Here is a 24,313-nt window from a genome sequence, read left to right on the forward strand (position 1 = left end):
ACGTAACGGGTCGCACGGACGAAGGCCCGGTGAATGAAAGCTGCCGTTGTAGTCCTCAAACCGCTCAACAGGGAGGACCGGTCTCGATTGGCTGCCGAACTAACGCTTAGAAAGGAACTCGGACCGGCCATCTCCAAAGGCGGGCGGGCTGCTACTGCGAAGCCACTTGCAGCTTGTGCCTACGCTCGGCCACCGGGAGTCACACCTCTAAGCGTGCTGTAGAACTGGCAGTAGATGGGAAGCGGGTCGTGTTTCTTCTGCTGCGCTTGCACGTCTCCACAAAAAGTCGATTTGTCAGAGCGTGCGGATCAAGCCCTCGCGCAACCTGCCACTATCACGCTCGCTCAGGGCAACACCCGCAGCTTGATGTTGCGATAGCGCACTTCGCTGCCCGGATCGTGCGCCTGCAGCGCGAAAGTGCCCGAGGACAGCACCCTGCCCTGCATGTCGGCCGGTCGCTGCGGGCGCTTGGGTTGCGTGTAGTCGATGATCGGCTTGTCGTCGACGAACGTGCGGATGCGGCGGCCCTCCACGCGGATGCGCAGCGTGAACCAGACATCGTCCTTGGCCGGCGCCTGATAGTTGTCCTTGACGGCATACAGGCCGCCGGTGCGTTTGGGATCGCTGTGGCTGTTGTTGACCTGCACTTCATAGCCTTTGGCCGGCCAGCCTTCGTCCTGCCGGGCGGTATGGAAGTAGACGCCGGAATTGGCGCCGGGCTTGGTCATGACTTCGAGCTGCAGTTCGAAGTCGCGGAAATCGTGACGCTCCACCTCGCCGACGTAATACAGATGCGAACGCGGGCCGTGCACCACGATCTCGCCGTCGCTCACATTGAACGAACCCGGCGCCTCGCTGGCGCGCCAGCCGTCCAGCGTCTTGCCGTCGAACAACGACTGCCAGTCGCGACGCGCCGGTTCCGCGGCGTGGACGCTTGCGACACTGGCCCATGCCAGCAGGCTGGCGGCGAGCAAACGAATGTACATGCGGTGTGTCCTCCAGGCAGGCCGGCGCGCGGCCGGCAAGAAATCGCGACGTGTGACCAGCGGCATCACCCCACTCCCACCAGTTTGAGCACTTCCGGCGGCGGGCCTTCGAAACTGGCCATCGGCACGTTGCCGACATAGCCCAGGTACTGCCGGCCTTGCGGCGACGTGCAGAATCCGCCGATGGTCAGGTCGCGATAACGGGCGAAGAACCGCGCGGCCTGTTTGAACTCGGCGCGTGCCCTGGGCAGATAGCAGATGTCGTCGCAGATCGCGATGCGTTGGCTCTCGATCGACTCGCCGAAGCTGCGCGAAAAGCGCTGCTCCGCCTGCTCGTCCAGCCAGTCGAATCCGGCCAGGATCAATTTGCGATCCTTGACCTGTCGCGGATACGGCGCGCTGACCCATTCGTTGATGAAATCGACCACGCCCACGGCGACCGCGCCCGGCGCATCGGGTTCGTCCGGGACGATCAGGCTGCACAGCGCGGTGGCGATGCGCCGTTGGCGTTCGTCCAACGTCAGCGGCCAGACCGAACCGGGTCCGTAGGTCTTGAGCAGATCCGGATCGGTGCCGTAGCCCACGCCCGAAGGCAGCCTGGGCGGCGGCAGGTCGGAACTGCAACCGGCCAGCTGCAACAGCGGCAGCGCGCTGGCCGCGCTCAACATCCACTTCAGCGATGTGCGGCGGTCCATCAGAGCTCCTTGCGGCGCATGCGCGCCAGGATGTGGTCGCAGGCGCGCCAGGCCAGCGCCATGATGGTCAGCGTCGGGTTCTTGTCGGCATTGGACGCGAACACCGCGCCGTCGGTGATGTAGAGATTGTCCACGTCCCAGGTCCGGCACCAGCGATCGGTGACGGAAGTTTTCGGATCGGCGCCCATGATCGCGCCGCCCAGTTCGTGGATGATCGAGCCGCCGGGGGCGATGGCCTTGGCGCCGTCGGCCTCGACCTTGCCCTGCACGCGCCCGCCCATCGCCGTGATGATGTTGGCGAAGGTGCGTTGCATGTGCGCGGCCTGGCGGTTCTCGTGTTCGGACCACTGCCAGTGGAAGCGCAGCACCGGGATACCCCATTTGTCCTTCACCAGCGGGTCGATTTCGCAGTACGAGTTTTCGTTCGGAATCATTTCGCCGCGGCCGGCGAAGCTGACGAAAGAGCCGTAGTAGCGGCGCACGTCCTGCTTGAACTTCAGGCCGTAGCTGCCGCCGGTGAGCCATTCGAGCTTGGCGCCGGTGCCCGGGCCGGGCATGCGCCGGCCGCCGCCGAACTCGATGTGATAGCCGCGCGCGAAACCCAGCTTGCCGGCCAGTTGCTCCTTGTAGAGCCACCACGGTGTGTACATGTGGCCGCCGTCGGCGCCGTCCTCGTTGTGCAGCGGCAGGTTCTCCAGGATCGGAACCTGCCCGGTCAGGTCGGCGCCGACGGTATCCATCACATAACGCCCTACCTTGCCGCTGGAATTGGCCAGGCCGTCGGGAAACGAGGTGGATTTGGAATTGAGCAGGATCCGCGCCGATTCGCAGGCGCTGGCGGCCAGCACCACCACGCGCCCGGAGGCGGCGAATTCCTTCCCGCTGGTCTTGTCGATGAAGCGCACGCCGTCGGCCTTGCCGTTCGCGCCCAGCACGACTTCGCGCACCATGGCGTTGCAGACGATGTCGAGCCGCCCGGTCGCCAGCGCCGGCGGCAGATGCACGGTGGTCGACTGGTAGTTGGCGCCGGTCGAGCAACCGCGGCCGCAAGGTGTCGCCCACCAGCAGGCCGCGCGACGCAGCATGGACTCGCGCAAGATCCGCTGCGCTTCGGGGTTGCCCGGATGCAGTTTGGCCGGCAGGTTGTCCGCATCCAGGCGCCGGGTCAGCACCGCGCGATGCCCGGCGATCACCGGAACACCCAGGCGCCCGGCGCGTTGCTGCACCAGCAGATCGCTGACCCTGGGCTTGGGCGGCGGCAGCAATACGCCGGCAGGCGAATCGGGTGTGTTCTCCAGACCGTCGTTGTCGCCGTACACGCCGATCAGCATTTCGACCTTGTCGTAGTACGGCGCCACATCGGCGTAGTCGATCGGCCAGTCGAAGCCCAGGCCGTCGCGGCTGTAGGGCTTGAAGTCGTAAGGGCCGTTGCGCAGCGAAATCCGGCCCCAGTGATTGGTGCGGCCGCCGAGCATGCGCGCGCGCCACCAGTCGAACCGGCCGGCATCGTCGCGTCGCGTGTTGATGTAGGGCTCGCCCGGCACCTGCCAGCCGCCGTCGACGGTGGCATCGTAAAAACCGAAGGCTTTTTCCGGCGTGTCCACGCCGCGCAGCGGCGCCTGGTCCGGGGTCTGGAACATCGCGGTTTCGGTCGCCGGCGTGTAGTTGCGCCCGGCTTCGAGCATCAACACCTTGGCGCCGTCCATGCACAGCGTGTAGGCGCTTTGGCCGCCGGCGGCGCCGGAGCCCACCACGATCACATCATAGGTTTGTTTGATGGCGCTTGCGGTCAGGAATGGCACGGTATTACCTCAGCGCGTCAGGCTTTCAGGCGGCGCAGATAATCGAAGCTCAGCTTCGCGCTTTCCAGCGGCGCTCGTTGGAAATTCTCCTGCTCGACGAAGTAATGGCGGATGCGCCGCGGGTCCATGGCGGCGAACAGCTTCGGCCAGTCCACGCGGCCGCTGCCGATCTCGGTGGTCTGCGCATCGACGCGATCGACCAGCGTCTTCGCATCCTTGCGCACGTCCTTGATGTGCAGCGCCGAAATACGATCGGCATGGCCGGTGAGCAGCCGCAGCGGATCGGCGCCGGCGGTGGCGACCCAGCCGATGTCGAGTTCCATCGTCACCAGTTTCGGATCGGTCAGCCGCAACAGTTCCTCGTAAGCCACCACGCCATCGAACGAGCGGAATTCCATGTTGTGATTGTGGTAGCCGCAGGTGATGCCCGCTTTGCGGGTCAGCTCGCCTATGCGGTTGAGCTGTTCGGCGTTCCATTTCCAGTCGTCCAGCGTCATCCCGGCCGCCAGCGCATTGCCGTCCTTGAAGCGCGCATCGGCGGTCGAGGGAAACGAGACCACGATATAGCGCGCGCCGATGGCCTGCGCGAAGTCGATGCGTTGCGGCAGATCCTTCTGCGCATCGGTCATGCCGCAATGCATGCTGGGAGCGGTCAGACCGTTGTCCCGAAGCATGGCCCACACGTCGGCGGCGGACGCCTTGGGTATGCCTGCGAACTCGACCTCGCCGTATCCGATCGCGGCGACCGCCTTCAGGGCGGCCGGCAGGTCCTTCGCGACATCGTCGCGGATCGTCCACAACTGCAGCCCGATGGGTTTGTTGAGCGGCCCTGTGCGGGGTTTCGCGGCAAAGACATTCGGGGACATCATCGCGGCAAGCGCAAGCGAACCGCTTTGGAGAAAGGCACGTCGAGTCGGCATCGTGTTCTCGCTATGTCAAAAAATGTCAGGGCTGGAATGCGATAAATCCAAAAAATGTCAGAGCTGGAATTCGACAAGTCAATGCTGCGTCGCGACAACGCATTCGCGTCGCCAGTCCTCGGCAAGCGAGCTTGCAACAGAGGTTTCGATGCTACCGGCTTTTCGCAGTAATGCCGAATGGACGCCGATCTTCCTCAGCAAGACGCAGGCCGCGCTGGTGGCGGAAGTCGCTGTGATCATGATTCCCCCATCGACATGCCGAATGCGAACGATGTCGGGATTCTGGCCTTCATCGACAAGATGTTGCTGGATGTCTATCCGAAGGGTGATCAGGCGCGCTTCGTCCTTTCATCCTTTTGATCGAAGAGTTCACCCTGTTGGCTACTTCACTTTCGAATCGGTCGCCACGCAGCTGATGCAGTGCCGTCCGATTGCGGACACGTATCACGCGTGCGTGCCGCTGGCGCAGACGCAGGCGAGCAATGGCAAGACGGAAACCAGCTAGCGGTTCTGATCCGCGATCCGCTTGCCCGACGCAGCCGCGTAAAAACGCAGCGCCGCACGACACCAGCACGAACCCACGGCCGCGACGATGATGCAGTGCAAATTGACATCCCCGCACCCCTGGGGCAAGTTCGGGTTAGATCGATCTAAACCAATGGATGCACATGCATCGACTTGCGATTTCGACGGCGGCCGCGCTGGGCCTTGCCGCACTCGTGCCATCCGTGTTGCTGATCGGCGCGCCGGCCTTCGCCAAAGGCCCGACCGCCGACCTCAAGGCGTACACCGAGTCGGTGGCGGGCACCGCCATCGGCTTCGACATGGTGCCGATACCCGCCGGCCGTTACCGCATGGGCAGCCCCGCGTCGGAATCCGGACGCGAGGCCGATGAAGGCCCGCAAACCGACGTCACGGTCGGCGCGTTCTGGATGAGCAAGTACGAAGTCACCTGGGACGAGTACGACCAATTCCGCAAACTCGCTCCGAAGCTGAGCAAAGGCGCCGACGCGCCCGCCGATGCAGTGACCGGGCCGACGCCGCCTTACGCGGACGAATCCTGGGGATTCGGCAAAGGCCGCCAGCCCGCCATCGGCATGACCTGGCACGCGGCCACCGAGTACTGCCGCTGGCTGTCGGCGAAGACCGGGCATCACTATCGCCTGCCGACCGAGGCCGAATGGGAATACGCGGCCCGCGCCGGCACCAACACGCCGTGGTCCTCGGGCGAAGACGCCGCATCGCTCGATGCCAGCGCGTGGCACGCCGGCAACGCCAACAGCGCGCCGCATCGCGTCGGCGGCAAGAAGCCGAACGCATTCGGCTTGTATGACATGCACGGCAACATCGCCGAATGGACCCTCGACCGCTACGACCCCAAGCGCTACGCCGCGCTGAAGGGCCCGGCCGCCAAGGACCCGGTCGCCCTGCCCGGCGCGGCGCGCTATCCGCACGTGGTACGCGGCGGTTCCTTCGAAGACGATGCCGTCCACGTTCGCAGCGCCGCGCGCCGGGCCTCCAAACCGGCCTGGAGCCGCCGCGATCCGCAGGAACCGCAGAGCGTCTGGTGGCATACCGATGCCAGCTTCGTGGGCTTTCGCGTGGTACGGGCGATGGATGAGGCGCCGGCATTGAAGCAGTTCAAATCGAAGGTGACGCGCGCCAGTCCCAATCAATAACGCGCGGCAACACACGCAGCGGGCCGCCGGCGCTTATCGCCAAGGCGCGCCCACCCACACGAACGCAACCCACATGGAAAGGCACCATGACCGACGAACGCAACCGCGACGCAACGCCACCCTTCGATCCGCTGCGCCGCGAATTCCTGCAGCGAGGCGTCGGCACCGCCGCCGCGGTCGGCCTGGCCTCCGTGTTCGGCAGCGCGTATGCCGGTGGCAGCGACGAAATCCGCGTGGGCCTGATCGGCGCTGGCGGCCGCGGCACCGGCGCGCTGCGCAACGTGCTGGAAGCCGCGCCCGGCGTGCGCGTGGTCGCCATCGGCGATGTGTTCCCGGAGCAGTTGGGCAAGAGCATCGCCGCGATCGAAGCCAAGCTCGGCAAGCCGATCGGCGTACCGCCGGAGCGTCAGTTCTCCGGGCTCGATGCTTATAAGAAAGTCATCGCGCAGGACATCAACTACGTCATCCTGGCCAGCCCGCCGGCGTTCCGGCCCGAGCACCTCAAGGCGGCGATCGAAGCCGGCAAGCACGTGTTCACGGAGAAACCCATCGCCGTGGATTCGCCCGGCGTGCGCCAGGTGCTGGCGCTGTCCGACATCGCCGACGGCAAGGGCCTGAAGATCGCCGCCGGCACGCAGCGCCGGCATCAGGCCGGTTATCTGGACACGATCAAACGCATCCACGACGGCGCCATCGGCGAAATCGTCGCCGCCCGCGCGTACTGGAACCAGGGCGGCCTGTGGCATGTCGACCGCAAGCCGGGCTGGAGCGACGGCGAATGGATGCTGCGCAACTGGCTGTACTTCAACTGGCTGGCCGGCGACATCATCGTCGAACAGCACATCCACAACATGGACGTGGTCAACTGGGCGATGAATGCGCATCCAGCCAGCGCGGTGAGCCTGGCGGGCCGGCAAGTGCGCACCGAATCGGTGTTCGGCAATGTGTACGACCATTTCGCCACCGATTTCGAATACGAAAGCGGCGCGCACATGATCAGCATGTGCAGGCAGATGGACGGCTGCGCCAACAACATCTCCGAGGCCCTGGTCGGCACGCGCGGCAACTCGCGCGTGGATCAGCACGTCATCACCGGCGCCAATGCCTGGAAGCGCGACTCGCGCCTGGCCGAGAGCGATATCGATCCGTACGTGCAGGAACACGCCGACCTGATCGCGGCGATCCGCGGCGGCAAGCCGCTCAACGAACTCAAGCAGGTTTCGGAAGCCACCCTGACCGCGATCATGGGACGCATGGCCGGTTACAGCGGCGGCCGCGTGACCTGGGAGGAGGCGCTCAATTCGCAGGAATCGCTGGCGCCGGCTCCGTTCACCTTGAGCGGTTCGATCGCGGTGCCGGTCGTCGCCATGCCTGGCCGGACCGGCGACAAGCAGGCATGAGGGCGCGGCCCATGACGATGACTTCGTCGGCCTGCTGCCCGGCCGCCTGGAACGGGTGCTAGGCAAGTGAAACGCCCGCTGGCCGCGTTCGCGATCTTCGCCGCGCTGTCGGCGACGGCGTTCGCGACGCACGCGCAGACGCCGCTCACGCGCTACCAGCGCAGCGAGGCGCACATGGGTACGCAGACCCGCATCGTGCTGTACGCCGCCGACGCGGCAAGCGCCGACCGGGCGATGCGCGCCGGGTTCGCCCGCATCGCGCAACTCGACGGCGAACTCAGCGACTACCGCGAAGACAGCTGCCTGATGCGCCTGGCCGCGCAGGCCGGCCACGGCGACATCGCGGTCGGCGCGGATCTGTTCCGCGTGCTGCAGGCCGGCCAGGACGTGGCCGAACGTTCCGGCGGCGCCTTCGACGTCACCCAGGGCGCGCTCACCCGCTTGTGGCGCAGCGCCCGAAAGCTCAGCGAATTGCCGCGCAGCGAACGCATCGAACGCGCGCGCGCGAACGGCGGCTATCGTTATTTGCATCTGGATGCGCAGGCGCGCACCGTCCGCATCGATCGGCCCGGCATCGGGTTGGATGTCGGCGGCATCGCCAAGGGCTACGCGGCCGACGAAGCCTTGGCCGCGGTTACGGGGCAAGGGGTGACGCGCGCGTTGGTCGCGCTGGGCGGAGACATCGCGGTGTCCGACGCGCCGCCGGACGCGCCGGGCTGGCGCGTGAGCATCGCGCCGCTGGCGCCCGCGCAAGCTCCACTGCGAGCGATCGCGCAGACGACGCTGTACCTGCGCCACGCCGCCGTCTCCACCGCCGGCGATGCCGAACAATGGTTCGAGGTCGACGGACGGCGCTATTCGCACCTGATCGATCCGCGCAGCGGCTGGCCGATGCTGGGCCGCAGCGCGACCACGGTGATCGCACGCCGCGGCATCGACGCCGACGGCCTGGATACCGCCGCCGCCCTGCTCGGCCCGATCGAAGGCGCGCGGCTGGTCGAATCGGTGCCGGGCGCGGCCATGCGCATGGAGCGGGACGATCCGCTCGCGAATGCGACCGAGGTACGTGCTTCGACCGGCTGGCCGCGCCAGAATCATTCGCTGTACGACGGCGCCGCTCCGCTCCATGGCCGCGCCGCCGTCGCGGCCACTGCTCGCCCTCTTCCGTCGACATCATCGAGCCCGCCATGATCCGTTCCGTCCATCTGCAACCCTTCCTGCCGCCCATGGCGCTGTGCATCCTGCTGGCGTGCGCCACCAGCGCAAGCGCCGCCCGGCCCGCGGCGAGCGACAGCGTGAGCGCCGCCGAACGCCGCGAAGGTTTCGTGTCGCTGTTCGATGGTCGCTCGCTGCGGGGCTGGCACGGCTACGGCAAGTCCGGGCAACCGGTGCAGGGATGGAAGGCCGTCGATGGTGCATTGGTGCGCACCGAGGCCGGCGGCGATCTGGTCAGCGACAAGCAGTACGGCGATTTCGAATTGCGCATCGACTGGAAGATATCGCCCGGCGGCAACAGCGGCATCTTCTATCGCGGCAGCGAGTCGGAGCCGCAGATCTACCGCAGCGCGATCGAGTACCAGGTGCTCGACAACGACCATCATCCCGACGGCAAGAACGGACGCGACCGCTGGGCCTCGGCCCTGTACGGCCTGTATCCGCCGGCCAAGGTCGCGAACCGCCCGGTCGGCGAATGGAACCAGACCCGGATCGTCGTGCGCGGGGACCACGTCGAGCATTGGCTCAACGGCGAGAAAGTGCTCGAATGCACGCTGGGCTCGCCGGACTGGAAGGCCCGCGTCGCGGCGAGCAAGTTCAAGGACTGGCCGTCCTTCGCTGTCGCCCGCAGCGGCGTCATCGGCCTGCAGGATCACGGCGACTCGGTCAGCTATCGCAATATCCGCATTCGCGAGCTTTGATGTTCCAAGGGCATCGATTCGCGGATCGCCGCTCTCGACAAGGATCTACCCGGAACACCGATCGCTAGGCTCGACGCCCTCCTCCACTGCAGCGCCACGGGAACGCCATGACCGCATCCATCCGTATCCGCCTGTCGGTCATGATGTTCCTACAGTACTTCGCCTGGGGCGCGTGGACGGTCACGATGGGCACGTATCTGCTGCAGGCGATGAAATTCAGCGGCGAACAGACCGGCCTGGCCTACGGCACCTCGGCCATCGCGGCGATCGTCTCGCCGCTGTTCGTGGGGCTGGTGGTGGACCGCTGGTTCGCCAGCCAGCGCGCTCTGGCGGTGTTGTTCCTGCTCAGCGCGGCCACGTTGTATTACGCCTCGCTGCAGACGAGCTTCGTGCCGTTCTATGCGGCCTTGCTGCTGCACATGCTGTGTTTCATGCCGACCATCGCGCTCAGCAACGCGGTCGCGTTCCGCCACATGGACAATCCGCAGCAGCAGTTCCCCGGCGTACGCGTGCTCGGCACGATCGGCTGGATCGCCGCCGGCTGGTTGGTCGGGTATGTGCTGCACGCGGAAAACAGCGCGGTCCAATTCCTGGTCTCGGTGATCGCCCTGGTGGTGCTGGGCCTGTTCTCGCTGGCGTTGCCGCACACCCCGCCGCTGCCGCGGGCGCAGGATGCGGCGCGACCGGGCTTGCGCGATTTCCTGGGACTGGACGCGCTGCAGCTGATGCGCAACAGATCGTTCGCGGTGTTCATGATCGGCTCGCTGCTGGTCTGCATCCCGCTGCAGTTCTACTACGCCTTCACCAACGGCTTTCTCAACGAGATCGGCGTGTCCAACGCCGCCGGCAAGATGACCTTCGGGCAGATGTCCGAGATCGCCTTCATGTTGGCGATGCCCCTGTTCTTCCGCCGCCTGGGCATCAAGGCGATGCTGCTGATCGGCATGGCCGCGTGGGCGGCGCGCTATCTGCTGTTCGCCAGCGGCGACAGCGGCCAGCTGATGTGGATGCTGTACCTGGGCATTCTTCTGCACGGCGTGTGCTACGACTTCTTCTTCGTCAGCGGCCAGATCTACGTCGACCGCGAAGCGCCGGCGCACCTGCGCGCCTCCGCGCAGGGCTTTCTGACCCTGGTGACCTGGGGCGTGGGCATGTTGATCGGCTCGTGGCTGTCGGGCAAGGCGGTCGACGCCTATCGCGTCGCCGGCGATGCCGGCCTGCACGACTGGTCGCGGATCTGGCTGATTCCCGCTGTCGGCGCGGCCGCGGTCTTCGTCTTGTTCGCGTTGTTCTTCCGCGACCGCGCACCGCAACCCATAACCGGCCAGGGAGCGCCCGCGCCGTGAGGCCGTTGGCCGCGCTCGCCGGCAGCGCCCAGGCGCGCGCACGCGCTGCGCGTGCAGTGCACGGTCGACGCCATGCTCGACAGCGCCGCCCGCGGCGGCATGTGGACGGCGGTCGCCGCGTCTGCCCAATCTTGAGGACCATCGCATGAAACTCGGCGTCTTCACCCCGTTGTTCGCCAAGCTGAGTCTTGAACAGATGCTGCGCAAGGTGCAGGCCGCCGGCCTGGACGCGGTCGAGCTCGGCGCCGGCGGCTTTCCCGGCGCCGATCATCTCGATGTCGAAGGCCTGCTCGCCTCGGCCGATCGAGCGCGCGATTTCCGCGCGCTCATCGCCGATCACGGCCTGATCGTCAGCGCCCTGTCCTGCCATGGCAATCCGCTGCATCCCGATCCCGATATCGCCCGGCGCGACGACGCCATCCTGCGCCGCACCGTGCGCCTGGCCGAACGCCTTGAAGTGCCGGTGGTGATCACCTTCTCCGGTTGCCCCGGCGACAGCGACACCGCGCGCATCCCCAACTGGATTACCTCGCCGTGGCCGCCGGAGATGCTGCAGACGCTGGAATGGCAGTGGAACGAGAAAGCGATTCCGTACTGGCGCGAGGCCACCGCCGATGCGCGCGAGCACGGCATCCGCATCGCCCTGGAACCGCATCCGAACTTCATCGTGCACAACGTGGACACGGCGCTGCGCCTGCGCGCGGCGGCCGGCGATCACCTGGGCGTCAACCTCGATCCCAGCCACATGCTATGGCGCGGCGTCGACATGCCGCAGGCGATCCGCGCACTGGGCCCGGCGATTTTCCACTTCCATGCCAAGGACGTCGCCGTGGACCGCGCCAACACCGCCGTCAACGGCGTGATCGACGGCAGGTCGTATCGCGACATCGCGCAACGCGCGTGGAGCTTCCGCTCGGTCGGGCATGGGCACGACCTGCTGGTGTGGAAACAGATCATGCAGGCCCTGCGCGTCGCCGGTTACGACTATGTGGTGAGCCTGGAACACGAGGACGCGCTGATGTCTACCGAGCAAGGTTTCCAGACCGCCATCGACACTCTGAAGCTGGCGTTGCTGCGCGAGGCGGCCGACGAGCCGTGGTGGACCTGAGCCGCCGCGCCCATCTCGCACTGCCCGCATCGCCCGATACGCTCACCGACAGGACCCGCCCATGCAACGACGCGCCTTCCTCCAATCGACCGCCGCCGCCGCGGCCGCCACCGTGTTGCCTTCGATGGCGGCCGCCGGCGCGAAACCGGCGACGCATGGGCCCGCCCCGGACTTCAAGCTCAAGTACGCCCCGCACCTGGGCATGTTCGAAGCCTCGGCGGGCAAGGATCCGATCGCGCAGATTCGTTACATGGCCCAGGCCGGCTTCAAGGCGTATGAAGACAACGAACTGATGCAACGCCCGGTGGCCTTGCAGGAACGCATCGGCGAGACCCTCGCCGGCAACGGCATGACCATGGGCGTGTTCGTGATCGACGCCGGCGACAACTGGAAGGTGTCCTACACCACCGGCAAGAAGGAATTCCGCGAGGCCTTCGTCAAGACCTGCCGCGATGCGGTGGCGACGGCCAAGCGCGTCAACGCGAAATGGATGACCATCGTGCCCGGCTTCTTCGAGGCCAGGTTGCCCGTGGACATCCAGACCGGCCACGTGATCGACGCGATCCGCGCCGGCGCCGAGGTGATGGAGCCGCACGGCCTGACCATGGTGATGGAACCGCTGAGCGACCGGCCCGAGCTGTTCCTGCGCACCTCCGCGCAGGCCTACGCCATCGCCCGCGCCGTGAACAGTCCGGCCTGCAAGATCCTCTACGACATCTATCACCTGCAGCGAAACGAAGGAAACCTGATCCACCACATCGACCTGGCCTGGGACGAAATCGCCTACTTCCAGATCGGCGACGTTCCGGGCCGCAAGGAACCGGGCACCGGCGAGGTCAACTATCGCAACATCTTCGCCTACATCCACGAGCGCATGCACAAGGAAGGCCGGGACTTCGTGTTCGGCATGGAACACGGCAACGCCTCGCCCGGGGTCGAGGGCGAGCGGCGTTTGATCGAGGCTTACCGGCGCAGCGACGACTTCTGAGCGGCCTTCGGCTTTGTCGAGCGCGGAAAGCTCTCAGCGACGCGGTCAATCGATGACCGCGATCGCATCGACCTCGATCAGATAGCCCGGGGACAGCGACGTCACGCCGAGCACCACATCGGCCGGCTTGTGATCGCCGAACAGCGTCTTGCGGGCTGCTTCGATAATCGGCAGGCATGCATCGCGTTCGTAGTTGACGACGTAGATCGTGATTCTTGCGACGTGCTCGGGCCCGGCGCCGGCGGCGGCCAGTGCGCGGCCGAGATTGGCGTAGACCTGGCGCGCCTGAACCGCGAGATCGCCCGGGCCCACCAGATTGCCGTCGCTGTCTTCCGGCTCCTGGCCCGAGACGAATACCAGCTTGCTTCCGGTCGCGACGACGACCTGGGTGTAGCTTTGCGGCGCCGGCAGATCGACGGGGTTGATGCATTTGAGCGCCATTGATTACCTGTTCTGTTGACTGTGGCGGGAACCGGGCAACAGTCATTGTTCACCCGCCGGCAAGCCGCACGGAAACGGTCACCCCATCGCAGGCAGATGCGGCAGCAGCTTGTCCAGGGTGATCGGATACTCGCGCACGCGGATGCCGGTGGCGTTGTGGATGGCGTTAGCGATGGCCGCGCTTACGCCGCACAGGCCCAGCTCGCCCACGCCCTTGGCTTTCATCGGCGAAGACTTGTCGTCGGCCTCGTCGAGGAAAATCACTTCCTGGTGCGGCACATCGGCATGCACGGCGACCTCATAACCGGCCAGGTCGTGGTTGACGAAGAAGCCCAGGCGCTTGTCCACCGCCAGTTCTTCCGACAGCGCGCCGCCGATGCCCATCGTCATCGCGCCGATCACCTGGCTGCGGGCCTGCTTGGGATTGAGGATGCGCCCGGCCGCGCACACCGCCAGCATGCGGCGGATGCGCGATTCGCCGGTGGCGATGTCCACGCCGACTTCGACGAAATGCGCGGCGAAGGTCGATTGCTGGAACTTCTTCGCCAGATCGCCGAACTCGATGCTGTCTTCCACCACCACCTCGCCGGACTCGGCGGCCTTGGCCAGCGAAACGCTGCGGCCGTCCGCGCTGACCTTGCCGTCGGCGAAGGCGGCTTTCTCCGGATCGAAGCCCAGCTTGGCGGCGACAACTTGGCGCAACTTCATGCAAGCGGCATACACGCCCGCGGTGGAGCTGTTGGCGCCCCACTGCCCGCCCGAGCCGGCGGCGACCGGGAAATCCGAATCGCCCAGCCGCACGACCACCTTGTCCAGCGGCACGCCCATCATCTCCGCGGCGGTCTGGCCGATGATGGTGTAGCTGCCCGTGCCGATATCGGTCATGTCGGTTTCCACCGTGACCTTGCCGTCGCCGCCCAGGCGCACGCGGGCGCCGGATTTCATCACCAGGTTGTTGCGGAACCCCGCCGCCATTCCCATGCCCAGCAGCCAGCGGCCGTCGCGCACGCTGCCGTGCTTCGCGTTGCGCTTGCTCCAGCCGAAGCGTTCGACGCCGGTGCGCAGGCACTGCACCAACTGGCGCTGCGAGAACGGGCGCTCGGGCTTCTCCGGATCCACCTGGGTGTCGTTGCGGATGCGGAATTCCACCGGGTCCATGCCCAGCTTCTCCGCCATTTCGTCCATGGCGATTTCCAGCGCCATCAATCCCGGCGCTTCGCCGGGCGCGCGCATCGCGTTGGCTTCGGGCAGATCCAGCGTGGCCAGCCGCGCCTGCATCATGCGATTGGCGCCGGCATAGAGCAGCCGCGATTGCTGGATCGCGTTCTCAAGTCCCCCGCCGGGCAGATCGCCGGACCAGCTTTCGTGGCCGATGGCGGTGATCGTGCCGTCCTTCGCCGCGCCGATGCGGATGCGCTGGATCGTGGCCGGACGATGCGTGGTGTTGTTGGCGATCAGCGGCCGCGGCAACGCGACCTTGACCGGGCGCCCGGCCGCGCGTGCGCCCAGCGCCGCGAGCACGGCATCGGCTCGCACGAACAGCTTGCCGCCGAAGCCGCCGCCTATAAACGGCGAGACCAGGCGAACGTTCTGCTTCGGTATGCCCAGGGTCTTGGCGACATCGCCGCGGCCCCAGGCGATCATCTGGTTGGAGGTCCACAGCGTGAGCTTGTCGCCGTCCCAGGCGGCGATCGATGCGTGCGGCTCCATCATCGCGTGCGACTGGTCGGGCGTGGTGTAAGTGGCGTCCAGTTGCACCGGCGCGGCGGCGAACGCGCCGGCGAAATCGCCCACGGCGATGTCGGGTTGCTCGCGCTCGGAGATCACCGCCGACTTCTTGGCCGCCGTCAGGTCGAACGCGCCGCCGGTGCGGTCGTAGCGAATGCGCACCAGACCGGCGGCGGCGCGCGCCTGTTCGAAGGTTTCCGCCACCACCAGCGCGACCGCCTGGTGATAGTGCTGAATCGCCGGGCCGCCGAGCAGCCTGGCGGTGTTGAAGTCGCCCTTGGTCAGTTTTCCGGCATTGGCGGCGGTCACGATGGCCAGCACGCCCGGCGCCTTGCGCGCGGCGTCCAGGTCCATCGACATGATGTTGCCCTTGGCGATGCCGGCCCCGATCACATGGCCGTAGGCGGCGTTGGGCACCGCTTCGTGCTGCTCGTAGGCATACGGCGCGGTGCCGGTGGTCTTCAGCGGACCATCGATGCGGTCCAGCGGCTTGCCGACCACCTTGAGCTGGTCGATGGGGTTTTTCGTGGCGGGGGTATCGAACTTCATGGCATCACTCCTTCGCCTGCGCCAGCACCGCGCCGAGCGTGCGCTCGGCCAGCAGCAGCTTGAAGCCGTTGTGCTCGGTGGGCTTGGCACCGGCGAACAGCCGCTCGGTCACGGCCTTGGCGCCGTTGGGAAGCTGCGATTCGGCCGCTTCGCTGCGCCAAGGCGCGTACGCGACACCGCCGACCGCGACGCGGCCGCTGCCGTCGCGCTGGATCACCGCGGCGATCGACACCAATGCGAACGCATACGAGGCCCGGTCGCGGACCTTGCGATAGATGTGAGCGCCCTCGACCGGCTTGGGCAAAGTGACCGAGGTGATCAACTCGCCTTTGCCCAACACGGTATCGAGATGCGGCGTATTGGCCGGAGCGCGATAGAACTGCGCAATCGGAATAGTGCGTTCGGTGCCGTCGCCCTGCACCGTCTGCACGGTCGCGTCCAGGGCGCGCATGGCCACGGCCATGTCGCTGGGATGGGTCGCGATGCAGGCGTCGCTGCCGCCGATCACGGCCAGCTGCCGGCTGACACCGCCCAGCGCGGCGCAACCGCTGCCGGGATTGCGCTTGTTGCAGCGCTGGTGGGTGTCGTAGAAATACGGGCAGCGCGTGCGCTGCAGCAGGTTGCCCGCGGTCGTGGCCTTGTTGCGCAGTTGCCCGGAGGCGCCGGCGACGAGCGCGCGCGATACCAGCGCATAGTCGCGGCGAACACGCGCGTCGGAGGCCAGATCGGTATTGCGCACCAGCGCGCCGATCTTCAGCCCACCCTCGGGCGTGGGCTCGATCGTGTCCAGCTTGAGCGGATTGACGTCGATCAGGTGCGCGGGCGTCTCCACTTCCAGCTTCATCAGGTCCAGCAGATTCGTCCCGCCGGCAATGAACCGGGCGCCGGGCTTGCTGGCGGCCGCGGCGGCGGCCTGCGCCGGCGAGGACGCGCGCTCATAGGTGAAGGCCTTCATGCGGACCTCCCGGCGACTTCGACGATCGCATCGACGATGTTGGAGTACGCGCCGCAACGGCAGATGTTGCCGCTCATGCGCTCGCGGATCTCCTCGGCGCTGACCTTGGGCCGCGCGGTCAATTTATCGCTGACCAGGCTCGGCACCCCGTTCTTGATCTCGCCCAGCATCGCCACCGCCGAGCAGATCTGGCCGGGCGTGCAATAGCCGCACTGATAGCCGTCGTGCTTGATGAAGGCAGCCTGCATCGGATGCAGCTTCTGCGGCGTGCCCAGGCCTTCGATGGTGGTGATGCGATCGCCCTCGTGCATCACCGCCAGGCTCAGGCAGGCGTTGATGCGCCGGCCATCGACCATCACCGTGCAGGCGCCGCACTGGCCGTGGTCGCAGCCTTTCTTGGTGCCGGTCAGGTGCAAGTGTTCGCGCAGCGCGTCCAGCAGGCTGGTTCGCGTGTCCAGTTCGAGCGTCTCGGGCTTGCCGTTGACCTCGAACGCCACCGTCGCCATCACCGGCGGCTGCGGCGGATCGTCCTGCGCCTTGGCGAACGCCACCGAGGGCGCGGCGATGGCGGTGGCCGATGCGGCACCGGCCTTGAGCAATTCCCTACGCGTGATACCGAGTTTGAGCAAGCTGTCCACGCACGCGGCTCCTTCTAGGCTAGCGATAGCTGGCATAACAGGCAGAAGAGTAAAACCATAAGCGCGCGACGCGTTCGATCGAGCGGACGCTCGGCGCTGTTGCGAAGAACTGCTCGATACTAGCGCAGCTCGGGCCTGATCTTTTAGTAGATCTGTGCGAGCCATCGTGCGTCAGCGTGCCTATCATTTCCGTGACATCGATTGGTTTTGCCGAAGGCTTGGCAAAAATTGTGCGCCGCAAAATGCGCGTTGGCTCGACAGCCCGATCCGCTGACAGCGTGAAGAACCGACTATGCGTCCGTCCGAACAACCCCGGGCTCCGAAGTTCTTTAATCGGAATGTCGATCCGCCCCTGGCCCATACGTCGTCAAGAAGAGCCCCGGCCGATCAGGGGCCATCACAGGCGCAAGGCCGGAAGGAGGCCCCATGGCAGACAACAACAACCATCGAGCAGCGCAGCTTCCGCTGACGCCGCACCCCGCGCTGAAGCGACTCGCGCATCTGTTGGGCACGTGGAAGAACGAAGGCCCGGTCCCGGGCACTTCGACCTACCGGATGGGGCTGGGCGGCCACTACCTCATCCAGGAGTTCGAGGCGACGACCCCGCGCGGGCGCAAGCTGTCCGGGATCGAATACGTCACCTGGGACGACCAAACGCAGACCCTGCGTTCCCACCTTCTGGCCGACGACGGCAGCAATTTCACCTACACCCATCAGGTCGACGACGACGGCACCTGCTGGACCTGGTTCGGCGACAAGGACTCGGACAACTTCTTCAAGGGACAGCTGAGCGAGGACGGCCGGACCATCACCGGCCGATGGCAGTGGCCCGCAGGCGGCTTCGATGTCGTTTCGCGCAAGATCGGCGACTGAGCGAAAGCATCCGCGAAATCCCCGGGGTCGAGCGTGTGCGGAACGTCGCGGCGGCGTCCCCGAGCCGCGCGATGGCCCGCATACGCTCGGTTTTGGCCTGTCCGTCCCACGCCTGACGTTGGCCTGAGGTGTTCGAGCCAACACGGGACAGGCCATGATCATTTCGGTATTCAACCTGAGCCACGGCGCCGTCACCGACATCCATATGCAGAAGGTGATCCGGGCGATCAATGTCCAGATCGAACGCGATTTCGAGCCTTACTGGAGCTTCGGCGCGACACTGCGCCTGGAGGGACACACGGCTCGCAAGGGCAAGCAGCGTTTCAAGTTCGATCCGCTGAACATGCGCGGCGACGGCGTGCTCTACGTGCTGGACAAGTTCAACAAGGACCTGGGCGGCGCGCACGACACCGACTTCCGCGGCGTCCCGGCCGGCGTGGTGTACCTGGATCTGAGCCAGGGCCTGCAGGAAGACTGGACCGTCAGCCTCTCGCACGAAGCGCTGGAAATGATCGCCGATCCGCAGATCAATCTGGTCGTGCAGGGCCCGCATCCCGAAGGCCGCGACCGCGACGTGTTCCATTGGTTCGAGATGTGCGACGCCGTGCAGGCCCAGTCCTATGCGATCGACGCAATCGAGGTGTCGGACTTCGTGCTGCCGTTGTACTTCACGCCTTCAGCGGAACCGGGTTCGCGCAACAACTTCATGGGTGCGGCGATACGGGGAAAGACGGCTCATCGCCTGCCCTCCTTCGGCGTCGCGCACGGCGGCTACATCGGCTACTTCGACCCGAAGAAGGCCGACAACCTGACCTACGAACACGAAGGCGATGCGCTGGCCCGGAAACGCAGGATCCTCAAGCAAGGCCGCACCGGCCGCCGCGCGCAGCGCATGGTCAAGACGGCGAGATTCGCGACGATACCAAAGGCATGACCACGGCGCCGAGGCGCCCGGTCATCAGTCGAACAACTTGCCCGGATTCATCAGCCCGTTGGGGTCCAGCACCTGCTTGATCCCGCGCATCACCGCGATCTCCGCCGCGCTGCGCGTGCTGCCCAGATAAGCTTTCTTGACCAGGCCGATGCCGTGTTCGGCCGAAATGCTGCCACCGTGGCGTTGCAGCGACGCGGCGAGCAGCTTGGTCACCTGCTCGCACTGGGCGACAAAATCGGCGTCGGATACGTCCTCGGGCTTGAGCACGTTGATATGCAGGTTGCCGTCGCCGATGTGGCCGAACCACACCACCTCGAAATGCGGGTAGGCGCCGCCCAGCAAGGCCTGGGTTTCTTCCAGGAACGCCGGCATCGCCGAGATCCGCACCGAGACGTCGTTCTTGTACGGCTTGCGCGGCGCCAGGCTTTCCGAGATGCCTTCGCGCAGACGCCACAATTGCGCGGCCTGCGCATCGCTCTGGCTGATCACGCCGTCGCTGACCCAGCCGTGTTCCATGCAATCCTCGAACGCAGCCATCGCCGCGGCTTCGCGGGCTTCGTCGCCGATCGCGAATTCGGTGACCACGTAGTACGGATGGGTCTGCTCGAACGGCGCCTGCGCGCCGTGCGCCAGCACGTGCCGCAGCGCGTGATCGGTGAAGAACTCGAACGCCTCCAGTTGCAGGCGCTCGCGGAAGGCGGTGAAGACTTTCATCAGCACGTCGAACGACGGCAGCGCCAGCAGCATGACGTTGGTCGGCGGCGGCGGGTCGGTCAACCGCAGCGTGGCCTCGACGACGACGCCCAGGGTTCCCTCCGAACCGATGGCCAGGTGGCGCAGGTCGTAGCCGCTGGAGTTCTTCACCAGGCCGCGGTTGAGATCCAGCAGTTCGCCGGAACCGGTGACCAGCTTGAGACCGGTGATCCACTCGCGCGTGTTGCCGTAGCGGATCACGCGGATGCCGCCGGCGTTGGTGGCGATGTTGCCGCCGATCGAGCACGAACCGCGTGCGGCGAAATCCACCGGATACGTCAGGCCGTGCTCGCGCGCGGCGTTGTGCACGGCCTCAAGGGCGATGCCGGGCTGCACGGTCAGGGTGCGGTCGGCCGGGTCGAAGGCCAGTACGCGGTTCATCCGCTCCAGGCTGATCACCAGTTCCCCCTGAGCCGCCACCGCGCCGCCGGACAGGCCGGTGCGGCCGCCGGAGGGCACCAGGGCCACGCGGTGGACGTTGGCCCAGCGCACGATGGCCTGCACTTCCTCGATGGAAGCCGGCAAGGCGATCGCGAGCGGCGCCGGGGTCCAGCGGCGGGTCCAGTCGCGGCCGTAGTGTTCCAGGTCGGCGGCATCGGTCTTCAGGCGCAGGTCTGGCGCGTCGCGGCGCAAACCTTCCAGGCGCGGATCGGTCATCGGGGTCGGGGGGAGGTGGGCAGACGGCGAGCATGCCAGCGATGCCGCGGCCAATCCAGGCTCCGGCCGGGGTCGCCCCGGGGGCCCGATCCGGGCCGTTGCCGCATCGCAGCAAAAAGCCGCAGCTTCTGGCATTGTGGCTGTCCGCCCCCCTTCCCCACTCTTTGCGCAATGGCGATCAAGAAAACCTCGTACCCCCTGCAGGACATCCGCGTTCTGTTGCTGGAAGGGGTCAGCAAGACCGCAGTCGATACCTTCCGCGCCGCCGGTTACACGCAGATCGAGTACCACGAAAAGTCCCTGCCGGAAGACGAGCTCAAGCGCCGCATCGCCGAGGCGCACATCGTCGGCATCCGTTCGCGCTCGCACCTGACCGCCGAGGTGATCGCCAACGCGCGCCGCCTGGTCGCGGTGGGCTGCTTCTGCATCGGCACCAACCAGGTCGACCTGGAAGCGGCCGAACTGGCCGGCATCCCGGTCTTCAACGCCCCCTATTCCAACACCCGCAGCGTTGCCGAGCTGGTCATCGCCGAGGCGATCCTGCTGATGCGCGGCATTCCGCAGAAGAACGCCGAATGCCACCGCGGCGGCTGGTCGAAATCGGCCGCCGGCAGCCACGAAGTGCGCGGCAAGACGCTGGGCATCGTCGGCTACGGCCACATCGGCACGCAGGTGGGCGTGCTGGCCGAAGGCATCGGCATGAACGTCATCTTCCACGACATCGAGACCAAGCTGTCGCTGGGCAATGCGCGGCACGCGAGCAGTCTCGACGATCTGCTGCGGCGCTCGGACGTGGTCACGCTGCACGTGCCGGAGACCTCGTCCACGCAAGGCATGATCGGCGCGGCGCAGATCGCGTCGATGAAGCCGGGCGCGCACCTTCTCAATGCATCGCGCGGCACCGTGGTCGACATCGACGCACTGGCCGCGGCGTTGAAATCCGGCCACATCGGCGGCGCGGCGATCGACGTGTTCCCGGTGGAGCCCAAGGGCAACGACGACAGCTTCGTTTCGCCGCTGGTCGGGATGGACAACGTCATCCTGACCCCGCACGTCGGCGGCAGCACGCTGGAAGCCCAGGACAACATCGGCCTGGAAGTGGCGGCAAAGCTGGTGCGCTACAGCGACAACGGCTCGACGCTGTCGGCGGTGAACTTCCCCGAGGTCACCCTGCCCGGCCACGACGGCAGCCACCGCTTCCTGCATATCCATCGCAACGTGCCGGGCGTGCTGTCGCAGATCAACGACTTGTTCAGCGCGCACAAGGTCAACATCGACGGCCAGTATCTGCGCACCGATGCCAAGGTGGGCTATGTCGTGATCGATGCGACCGCATCCGAGGAACAGACCTCGGTGTTGAAGGAAGCGCTGGCGGCGGTTCCGGGCACGCTGCGGACGCGGGTGCTGTACTGAGTCAGCGGCAGGCGGTGGTTTCACCGCCTGCTTTGGCGCGGGGCCGGCAGGACTCGGCCTTCAGCCCATAGCCAACAGGCGCCACGCCAGCCAGGCCGGCACGCCGAGGTAGAACACCACACGGCTCAGCCATTCCAGCGCGTCGCGCAGGGCGGCCGCGTGCGCGGATCGCAAGGCCATGGCCAGTACCACGGCGGTTTCGATCGCGATCCGCAGCACGGCGGCGAACAGCATCAGACCGATCGACCACGATGCCCACCAGATCAGCAATCCGCTGAGATACGCCGCCAAGCCAAAGGTGTAGTACTCGCCGAACGCGCCGCCGAAGGCGATGACCTGGTGCAGGCGGAAGGCGACCAGCGCCAACAGCAGCGGGAACAGCGCGAATTTCAGCAGCGGGTGATCGATCCGGCGGCGTGCGTCCGCGCGGGCCTGGGCCCGATCGGCCAGAGCGGCCGCGAAGCGGCCTTCCAGGCGAACCGGCACGCCGGTCGCGGCCAGCATCCGCTGCAATGCATGCGCACGCGTCAGCGCCAACCCCCGCGTCCACCAGGGACCGGAACCCAGGCGCACATCGACGCCGCTGCCCGGCAACGGGATGCGCCAGGGCCGCAGCGCAGAGATCGATGCCACAGGGAGTTCGATCCGTTGCCGGCGTTGATCCAGCACCAGCAGCGAGCCCTCGATGCGCGCTTGCGCGGCGAACGCGCGTTCGACAGCCCACGCGGCCACCGCCGGCGCCAACACCGCCGCGGCGAATATCCACAACTGCGACAAGGACTGAATCTGCAGGCCGATGCGCGCCAGCATGTCGAAGGCCAGCCACACCAGCCCCGCGCCCGCGCACAGCCGCAACGCGCCGGTCAGCGCACGCCAGAACGGCGTGAGCACCACGACCTCGATGGCCGATTCCACCTTCGGTGCGGCAATGGCGCGGCGGCGCAAGGCCCGCCACGCTGCCAGCGCCGCCAGCGCGAGCAGGAACACCGCGCCCGCGCGTCCGACCCAATCGCCCCAGCGCACCATCAAGGTCGGCGACGGATCGCGGGCGCTGATGAAGGCGGTCAGCACGGCCTGATCGCCGATGGAGGTGTTCGCCAGCACCTCGCCGGTGTCGTCGATGATCGCGCTGAATCCGTTCGTGGTGACGCGCACCTGCGGCAGCCGCGTTTCGATGCTGCGGAACGCCGCGACCGCCAGATGCAGGCGAGCGCCGACCGGATACGCGGTGAACCAGGAATCGTTCGAGATGCCGACGATGGCCTGCGCCCCGAGCCGCGCGCCGTCGATGGCCAGATCGCTGTGCACATCGTCCAGGCAGATCAGCGGCACCACGCTGACCTCGCGCCCGTCCGCGCTGCGCAGCGGCAGCACGCGCGCGCCGTCGCCCGGGTTCCAGGTACCGGTCCACGGCAGCCAGCCGCGCAAGCGCGGCCCGTCCAGCCAGCGCGGCACGTGCTCGGTCAGCGGGAACGGATGGGTCTTGCGATAAAAGCCGAGCAAGCCCTTGCCGGGTTCGAGGAACGCGGCCGCGTTGTACTCGCCCTGCCCGTCGCGATCGTAGGTGCCGAACACCAGCGGCACGCCGGCCGCATCGACGAAACCCTGGATCTCGCGGTCGAGCGCAGCGCCGTCTTCGCTGCGCGGATGGCCGAAAGTGGTCGGATACACGGTTTCCGACCACAGCAGCACGTCGGCCCGATGGTCGCGGATCGCCGACCATGAGAGCGCGTAATGCGTATCGAGCACACGCCGCACCACGCCGTAAGCGCCGATCTGCTTGCGCAGGCGTTCGTAGTCGGTGATGTTGGCCTGGACCATGGCCACGCGCAGCGTCGGCGCGTTATCGGCCACGGCCGCCTGCAAATCCGCGCGTCGCATCGCGCCGTAACCGGCCATGCACGCCACGATGCCCGTCGCCGCCGCGAGCGGCCGCAGCCACGCGCGCACGCCGCGGCCGCGCTGTTCGATGGCGAAGGCGATCGCCTCGTTGACCAGCAGCAACAACACGGTGATGCCCGCGGCGCCGCCGAGGTCGGCGACCTGACGCAGCACGGCCGACGGAAACAAGCCGTGTCCCATCGTATCGCCCAGGGGCTTGGCCACCAGCCATTCGCACGCGACCCATGCGCTGGCGGCGGCCAAGGCGCGCAGCCAAGGTCCGTAGCGGCGTCCGGCCCAGTGGCGCACCAGCGCGAAGGCGATGAATTGCGGCTGCAGCAGCGGCGCGAACACCAGCAGCACCAGCGTCGCGGTCGGCGCACCCACGCCGGTATAGGCGCCGATCGCCGCGCCGAACCAATAGAACACCGCGGCCACGAAGGCGATGCTCATCAGCGCCGCGTTCGCCAGCACGCGCAGCGTCGGCCGGTCGCTGCTTAGCGTGAGCAGCCACGGCACCAGCGCGACGAAGCCCAGGCCCCAGGCGAGACCGCCGCGAGCGTACAGGCCGAGCAACAAGGCGGTGGCGAGAAGGCCGGCGAGACTACGCCAGCGGGACGGGGACAACCGCTCCTGGATCAAATCGAAACA

Annotated in this window: 21 protein-coding genes; 11 read left to right on the forward strand and 10 right to left on the reverse strand. The window is 66.8% G+C overall.

Going from position 1 to position 24,313, the window contains the following annotated elements:
* Positions 1 to 344 precede the first annotated feature (344 nt).
* The 4 genes from LG3211_RS11680 to LG3211_RS11695 form a co-directional block, all read right to left on the reverse strand.
* Positions 345 to 986 (reverse strand): 3-keto-disaccharide hydrolase, encoded by a 642-nt coding sequence (locus LG3211_RS11680; protein WP_057942998.1) that lies wholly within the window; start codon positions 984 to 986, stop codon positions 345 to 347.
* Positions 987 to 1,051: 65 nt separating this feature from the next.
* Complete coding sequence (locus LG3211_RS11685; protein ID WP_057942999.1) at positions 1,052 to 1,681, reverse strand: gluconate 2-dehydrogenase subunit 3 family protein; 630 nt, start codon at positions 1,679 to 1,681, stop codon at positions 1,052 to 1,054.
* Entirely contained in the window at positions 1,681 to 3,483 is a 1,803-nt protein-coding gene (locus tag LG3211_RS11690) for a GMC family oxidoreductase (protein WP_057943000.1), read from the reverse strand. The genes LG3211_RS11685 and LG3211_RS11690 overlap by 1 nt, the downstream gene beginning before the upstream one ends.
* A gap of 17 nt (positions 3,484 to 3,500) precedes the next feature.
* Positions 3,501 to 4,352 carry a sugar phosphate isomerase/epimerase family protein gene (locus LG3211_RS11695; RefSeq protein WP_187313175.1) on the reverse strand — a complete coding sequence of 284 codons (852 nt, stop codon included), beginning with the start codon at positions 4,350 to 4,352 and terminating at the stop codon, positions 3,501 to 3,503.
* Between the two features lie 228 nt (positions 4,353 to 4,580).
* On the opposite strand from LG3211_RS11695, the gene LG3211_RS25665 reads away from it, so the two are divergent.
* From LG3211_RS25665 to LG3211_RS11730, 8 genes are all read left to right on the forward strand, one after another.
* Positions 4,581 to 4,763: a gluconate 2-dehydrogenase subunit 3 family protein gene (locus LG3211_RS25665; RefSeq protein ID WP_148648870.1), complete on the forward strand. Its 183-nt coding sequence runs from the start codon at positions 4,581 to 4,583 to the stop codon at positions 4,761 to 4,763.
* A 308-nt stretch (positions 4,764 to 5,071) separates the two neighbouring features.
* Entirely contained in the window at positions 5,072 to 6,082 is a 1,011-nt protein-coding gene (locus LG3211_RS11700; RefSeq protein ID WP_222837611.1) for a formylglycine-generating enzyme family protein, read from the forward strand.
* 86 nt (positions 6,083 to 6,168) lie between these two features.
* Complete coding sequence (locus LG3211_RS11705; protein ID WP_057943002.1) at positions 6,169 to 7,482, forward strand: Gfo/Idh/MocA family protein; 1,314 nt, start codon at positions 6,169 to 6,171, stop codon at positions 7,480 to 7,482.
* Between the two features lie 66 nt (positions 7,483 to 7,548).
* Positions 7,549 to 8,673, forward strand: coding sequence for an FAD:protein FMN transferase (locus LG3211_RS11710; protein ID WP_057943003.1), 1,125 nt, complete (start codon positions 7,549 to 7,551; stop codon positions 8,671 to 8,673).
* Complete coding sequence (locus LG3211_RS11715; protein ID WP_057943004.1) at positions 8,670 to 9,398, forward strand: 3-keto-disaccharide hydrolase; 729 nt, start codon at positions 8,670 to 8,672, stop codon at positions 9,396 to 9,398. The genes LG3211_RS11710 and LG3211_RS11715 overlap by 4 nt, the downstream gene beginning before the upstream one ends.
* A gap of 107 nt (positions 9,399 to 9,505) precedes the next feature.
* Positions 9,506 to 10,744, forward strand: coding sequence for a nucleoside permease (locus LG3211_RS11720; protein ID WP_057943005.1), 1,239 nt, complete (start codon positions 9,506 to 9,508; stop codon positions 10,742 to 10,744).
* A 145-nt stretch (positions 10,745 to 10,889) separates the two neighbouring features.
* A complete protein-coding gene (locus LG3211_RS11725; protein WP_057943006.1) occupies positions 10,890 to 11,852 on the forward strand; it encodes a sugar phosphate isomerase/epimerase family protein in 963 nt (320 codons plus the stop codon).
* A gap of 61 nt (positions 11,853 to 11,913) precedes the next feature.
* Entirely contained in the window at positions 11,914 to 12,840 is a 927-nt protein-coding gene (locus LG3211_RS11730; RefSeq protein ID WP_057943007.1) for a hydroxypyruvate isomerase family protein, read from the forward strand.
* 45 nt (positions 12,841 to 12,885) lie between these two features.
* Here the strand turns inward: LG3211_RS11730 and LG3211_RS11735 are convergent, their stop codons facing one another.
* From LG3211_RS11735 to paoA, 4 genes are all read right to left on the reverse strand, one after another.
* Complete coding sequence (locus LG3211_RS11735) at positions 12,886 to 13,281, reverse strand: RidA family protein (protein ID WP_057943008.1); 396 nt, start codon at positions 13,279 to 13,281, stop codon at positions 12,886 to 12,888.
* Positions 13,282 to 13,359: 78 nt separating this feature from the next.
* On the reverse strand, positions 13,360 to 15,558 hold the full coding sequence (paoC, locus tag LG3211_RS11740; protein ID WP_057943009.1) for an aldehyde oxidoreductase molybdenum-binding subunit PaoC: 2,199 nt from the start codon (positions 15,556 to 15,558) through the stop codon (positions 13,360 to 13,362).
* 4 nt (positions 15,559 to 15,562) lie between these two features.
* Positions 15,563 to 16,513: an FAD binding domain-containing protein gene (locus LG3211_RS11745; protein WP_057943010.1), complete on the reverse strand. Its 951-nt coding sequence runs from the start codon at positions 16,511 to 16,513 to the stop codon at positions 15,563 to 15,565.
* The gene (gene paoA, locus LG3211_RS11750) at positions 16,510 to 17,316 is read right to left on the reverse strand and encodes an aldehyde dehydrogenase iron-sulfur subunit PaoA (RefSeq protein WP_425479959.1); all 807 of its coding nucleotides are present in this window, start codon (positions 17,314 to 17,316) and stop codon (positions 16,510 to 16,512) included. The genes LG3211_RS11745 and paoA overlap by 4 nt, the downstream gene beginning before the upstream one ends.
* A 261-nt stretch (positions 17,317 to 17,577) precedes the next feature.
* Between paoA and LG3211_RS11755 the strand changes: the two genes are divergently transcribed.
* Both LG3211_RS11755 and LG3211_RS11760 read left to right on the forward strand, forming a co-directional pair.
* Complete coding sequence (locus LG3211_RS11755; RefSeq protein WP_057943012.1) at positions 17,578 to 18,024, forward strand: DUF1579 family protein; 447 nt, start codon at positions 17,578 to 17,580, stop codon at positions 18,022 to 18,024.
* Between the two features lie 154 nt (positions 18,025 to 18,178).
* A complete protein-coding gene (locus LG3211_RS11760; protein WP_057943013.1) occupies positions 18,179 to 18,958 on the forward strand; it encodes a hypothetical protein in 780 nt (259 codons plus the stop codon).
* A 24-nt stretch (positions 18,959 to 18,982) separates the two neighbouring features.
* Here LG3211_RS11760 and LG3211_RS11765 read toward each other — a convergent pair whose 3' ends face one another.
* Positions 18,983 to 20,368, reverse strand: coding sequence for an FAD-binding oxidoreductase (locus tag LG3211_RS11765; protein WP_057943014.1), 1,386 nt, complete (start codon positions 20,366 to 20,368; stop codon positions 18,983 to 18,985).
* Positions 20,369 to 20,539: 171 nt separating this feature from the next.
* On the opposite strand from LG3211_RS11765, the gene serA reads away from it, so the two are divergent.
* Positions 20,540 to 21,781, forward strand: a complete 1,242-nt coding sequence (gene serA / locus LG3211_RS11770; RefSeq protein ID WP_057943015.1) for a phosphoglycerate dehydrogenase — start codon at positions 20,540 to 20,542, stop codon at positions 21,779 to 21,781.
* A 60-nt stretch (positions 21,782 to 21,841) separates the two neighbouring features.
* On the opposite strand, the gene lnt is transcribed toward serA, so the two are convergent.
* On the reverse strand, positions 21,842 to 24,289 hold the full coding sequence (lnt, locus tag LG3211_RS11775; protein WP_222837612.1) for an apolipoprotein N-acyltransferase: 2,448 nt from the start codon (positions 24,287 to 24,289) through the stop codon (positions 21,842 to 21,844).
* Between the last annotated feature and the right edge of the window lie 24 nt (positions 24,290 to 24,313).

Origin of the sequence: Lysobacter gummosus, assembly GCF_001442805.1 — a bacterium.
Taxonomy (GTDB): Bacteria; Pseudomonadota; Gammaproteobacteria; order Xanthomonadales; family Xanthomonadaceae; genus Lysobacter; species Lysobacter gummosus.

What these genes read in the sequence shown, in the direction of transcription:
- LG3211_RS11705 (WP_057943002.1), top strand. Translation starts at nt 6,169, where the DNA reads ATGACCGACGAACGCAACCGCGACGCAACGCCACCCTTCGATCCGCTG.
- LG3211_RS11730 (WP_057943007.1), top strand. Translation starts at nt 11,914, where the DNA reads ATGCAACGACGCGCCTTCCTCCAATCGACCGCCGCCGCCGCGGCCGCC.
- LG3211_RS11755 (WP_057943012.1), top strand. Translation starts at nt 17,578, where the DNA reads ATGGCAGACAACAACAACCATCGAGCAGCGCAGCTTCCGCTGACGCCG.
- LG3211_RS11700 (WP_222837611.1), top strand. Translation starts at nt 5,072, where the DNA reads ATGCATCGACTTGCGATTTCGACGGCGGCCGCGCTGGGCCTTGCCGCA.
- LG3211_RS11760 (WP_057943013.1), top strand. Translation starts at nt 18,179, where the DNA reads ATGATCATTTCGGTATTCAACCTGAGCCACGGCGCCGTCACCGACATC.
- LG3211_RS11735 (WP_057943008.1), bottom strand. Translation starts at nt 13,281, where the DNA reads ATGGCGCTCAAATGCATCAACCCCGTCGATCTGCCGGCGCCGCAAAGC.
- LG3211_RS11695 (WP_187313175.1), bottom strand. Translation starts at nt 4,352, where the DNA reads ATGATGTCCCCGAATGTCTTTGCCGCGAAACCCCGCACAGGGCCGCTC.
- LG3211_RS11720 (WP_057943005.1), top strand. Translation starts at nt 9,506, where the DNA reads ATGACCGCATCCATCCGTATCCGCCTGTCGGTCATGATGTTCCTACAG.
- LG3211_RS11765 (WP_057943014.1), bottom strand. Translation starts at nt 20,368, where the DNA reads ATGACCGATCCGCGCCTGGAAGGTTTGCGCCGCGACGCGCCAGACCTG.
- LG3211_RS11745 (WP_057943010.1), bottom strand. Translation starts at nt 16,513, where the DNA reads ATGAAGGCCTTCACCTATGAGCGCGCGTCCTCGCCGGCGCAGGCCGCC.
- paoC (WP_057943009.1), bottom strand. Translation starts at nt 15,558, where the DNA reads ATGAAGTTCGATACCCCCGCCACGAAAAACCCCATCGACCAGCTCAAG.
- LG3211_RS11725 (WP_057943006.1), top strand. Translation starts at nt 10,890, where the DNA reads ATGAAACTCGGCGTCTTCACCCCGTTGTTCGCCAAGCTGAGTCTTGAA.
- paoA (WP_425479959.1), bottom strand. Translation starts at nt 17,316, where the DNA reads ATGGCTCGCACAGATCTACTAAAAGATCAGGCCCGAGCTGCGCTAGTA.
- LG3211_RS25665 (WP_148648870.1), top strand. Translation starts at nt 4,581, where the DNA reads ATGGACGCCGATCTTCCTCAGCAAGACGCAGGCCGCGCTGGTGGCGGA.
- serA (WP_057943015.1), top strand. Translation starts at nt 20,540, where the DNA reads ATGGCGATCAAGAAAACCTCGTACCCCCTGCAGGACATCCGCGTTCTG.
- LG3211_RS11685 (WP_057942999.1), bottom strand. Translation starts at nt 1,681, where the DNA reads ATGGACCGCCGCACATCGCTGAAGTGGATGTTGAGCGCGGCCAGCGCG.
- LG3211_RS11680 (WP_057942998.1), bottom strand. Translation starts at nt 986, where the DNA reads ATGTACATTCGTTTGCTCGCCGCCAGCCTGCTGGCATGGGCCAGTGTC.
- LG3211_RS11715 (WP_057943004.1), top strand. Translation starts at nt 8,670, where the DNA reads ATGATCCGTTCCGTCCATCTGCAACCCTTCCTGCCGCCCATGGCGCTG.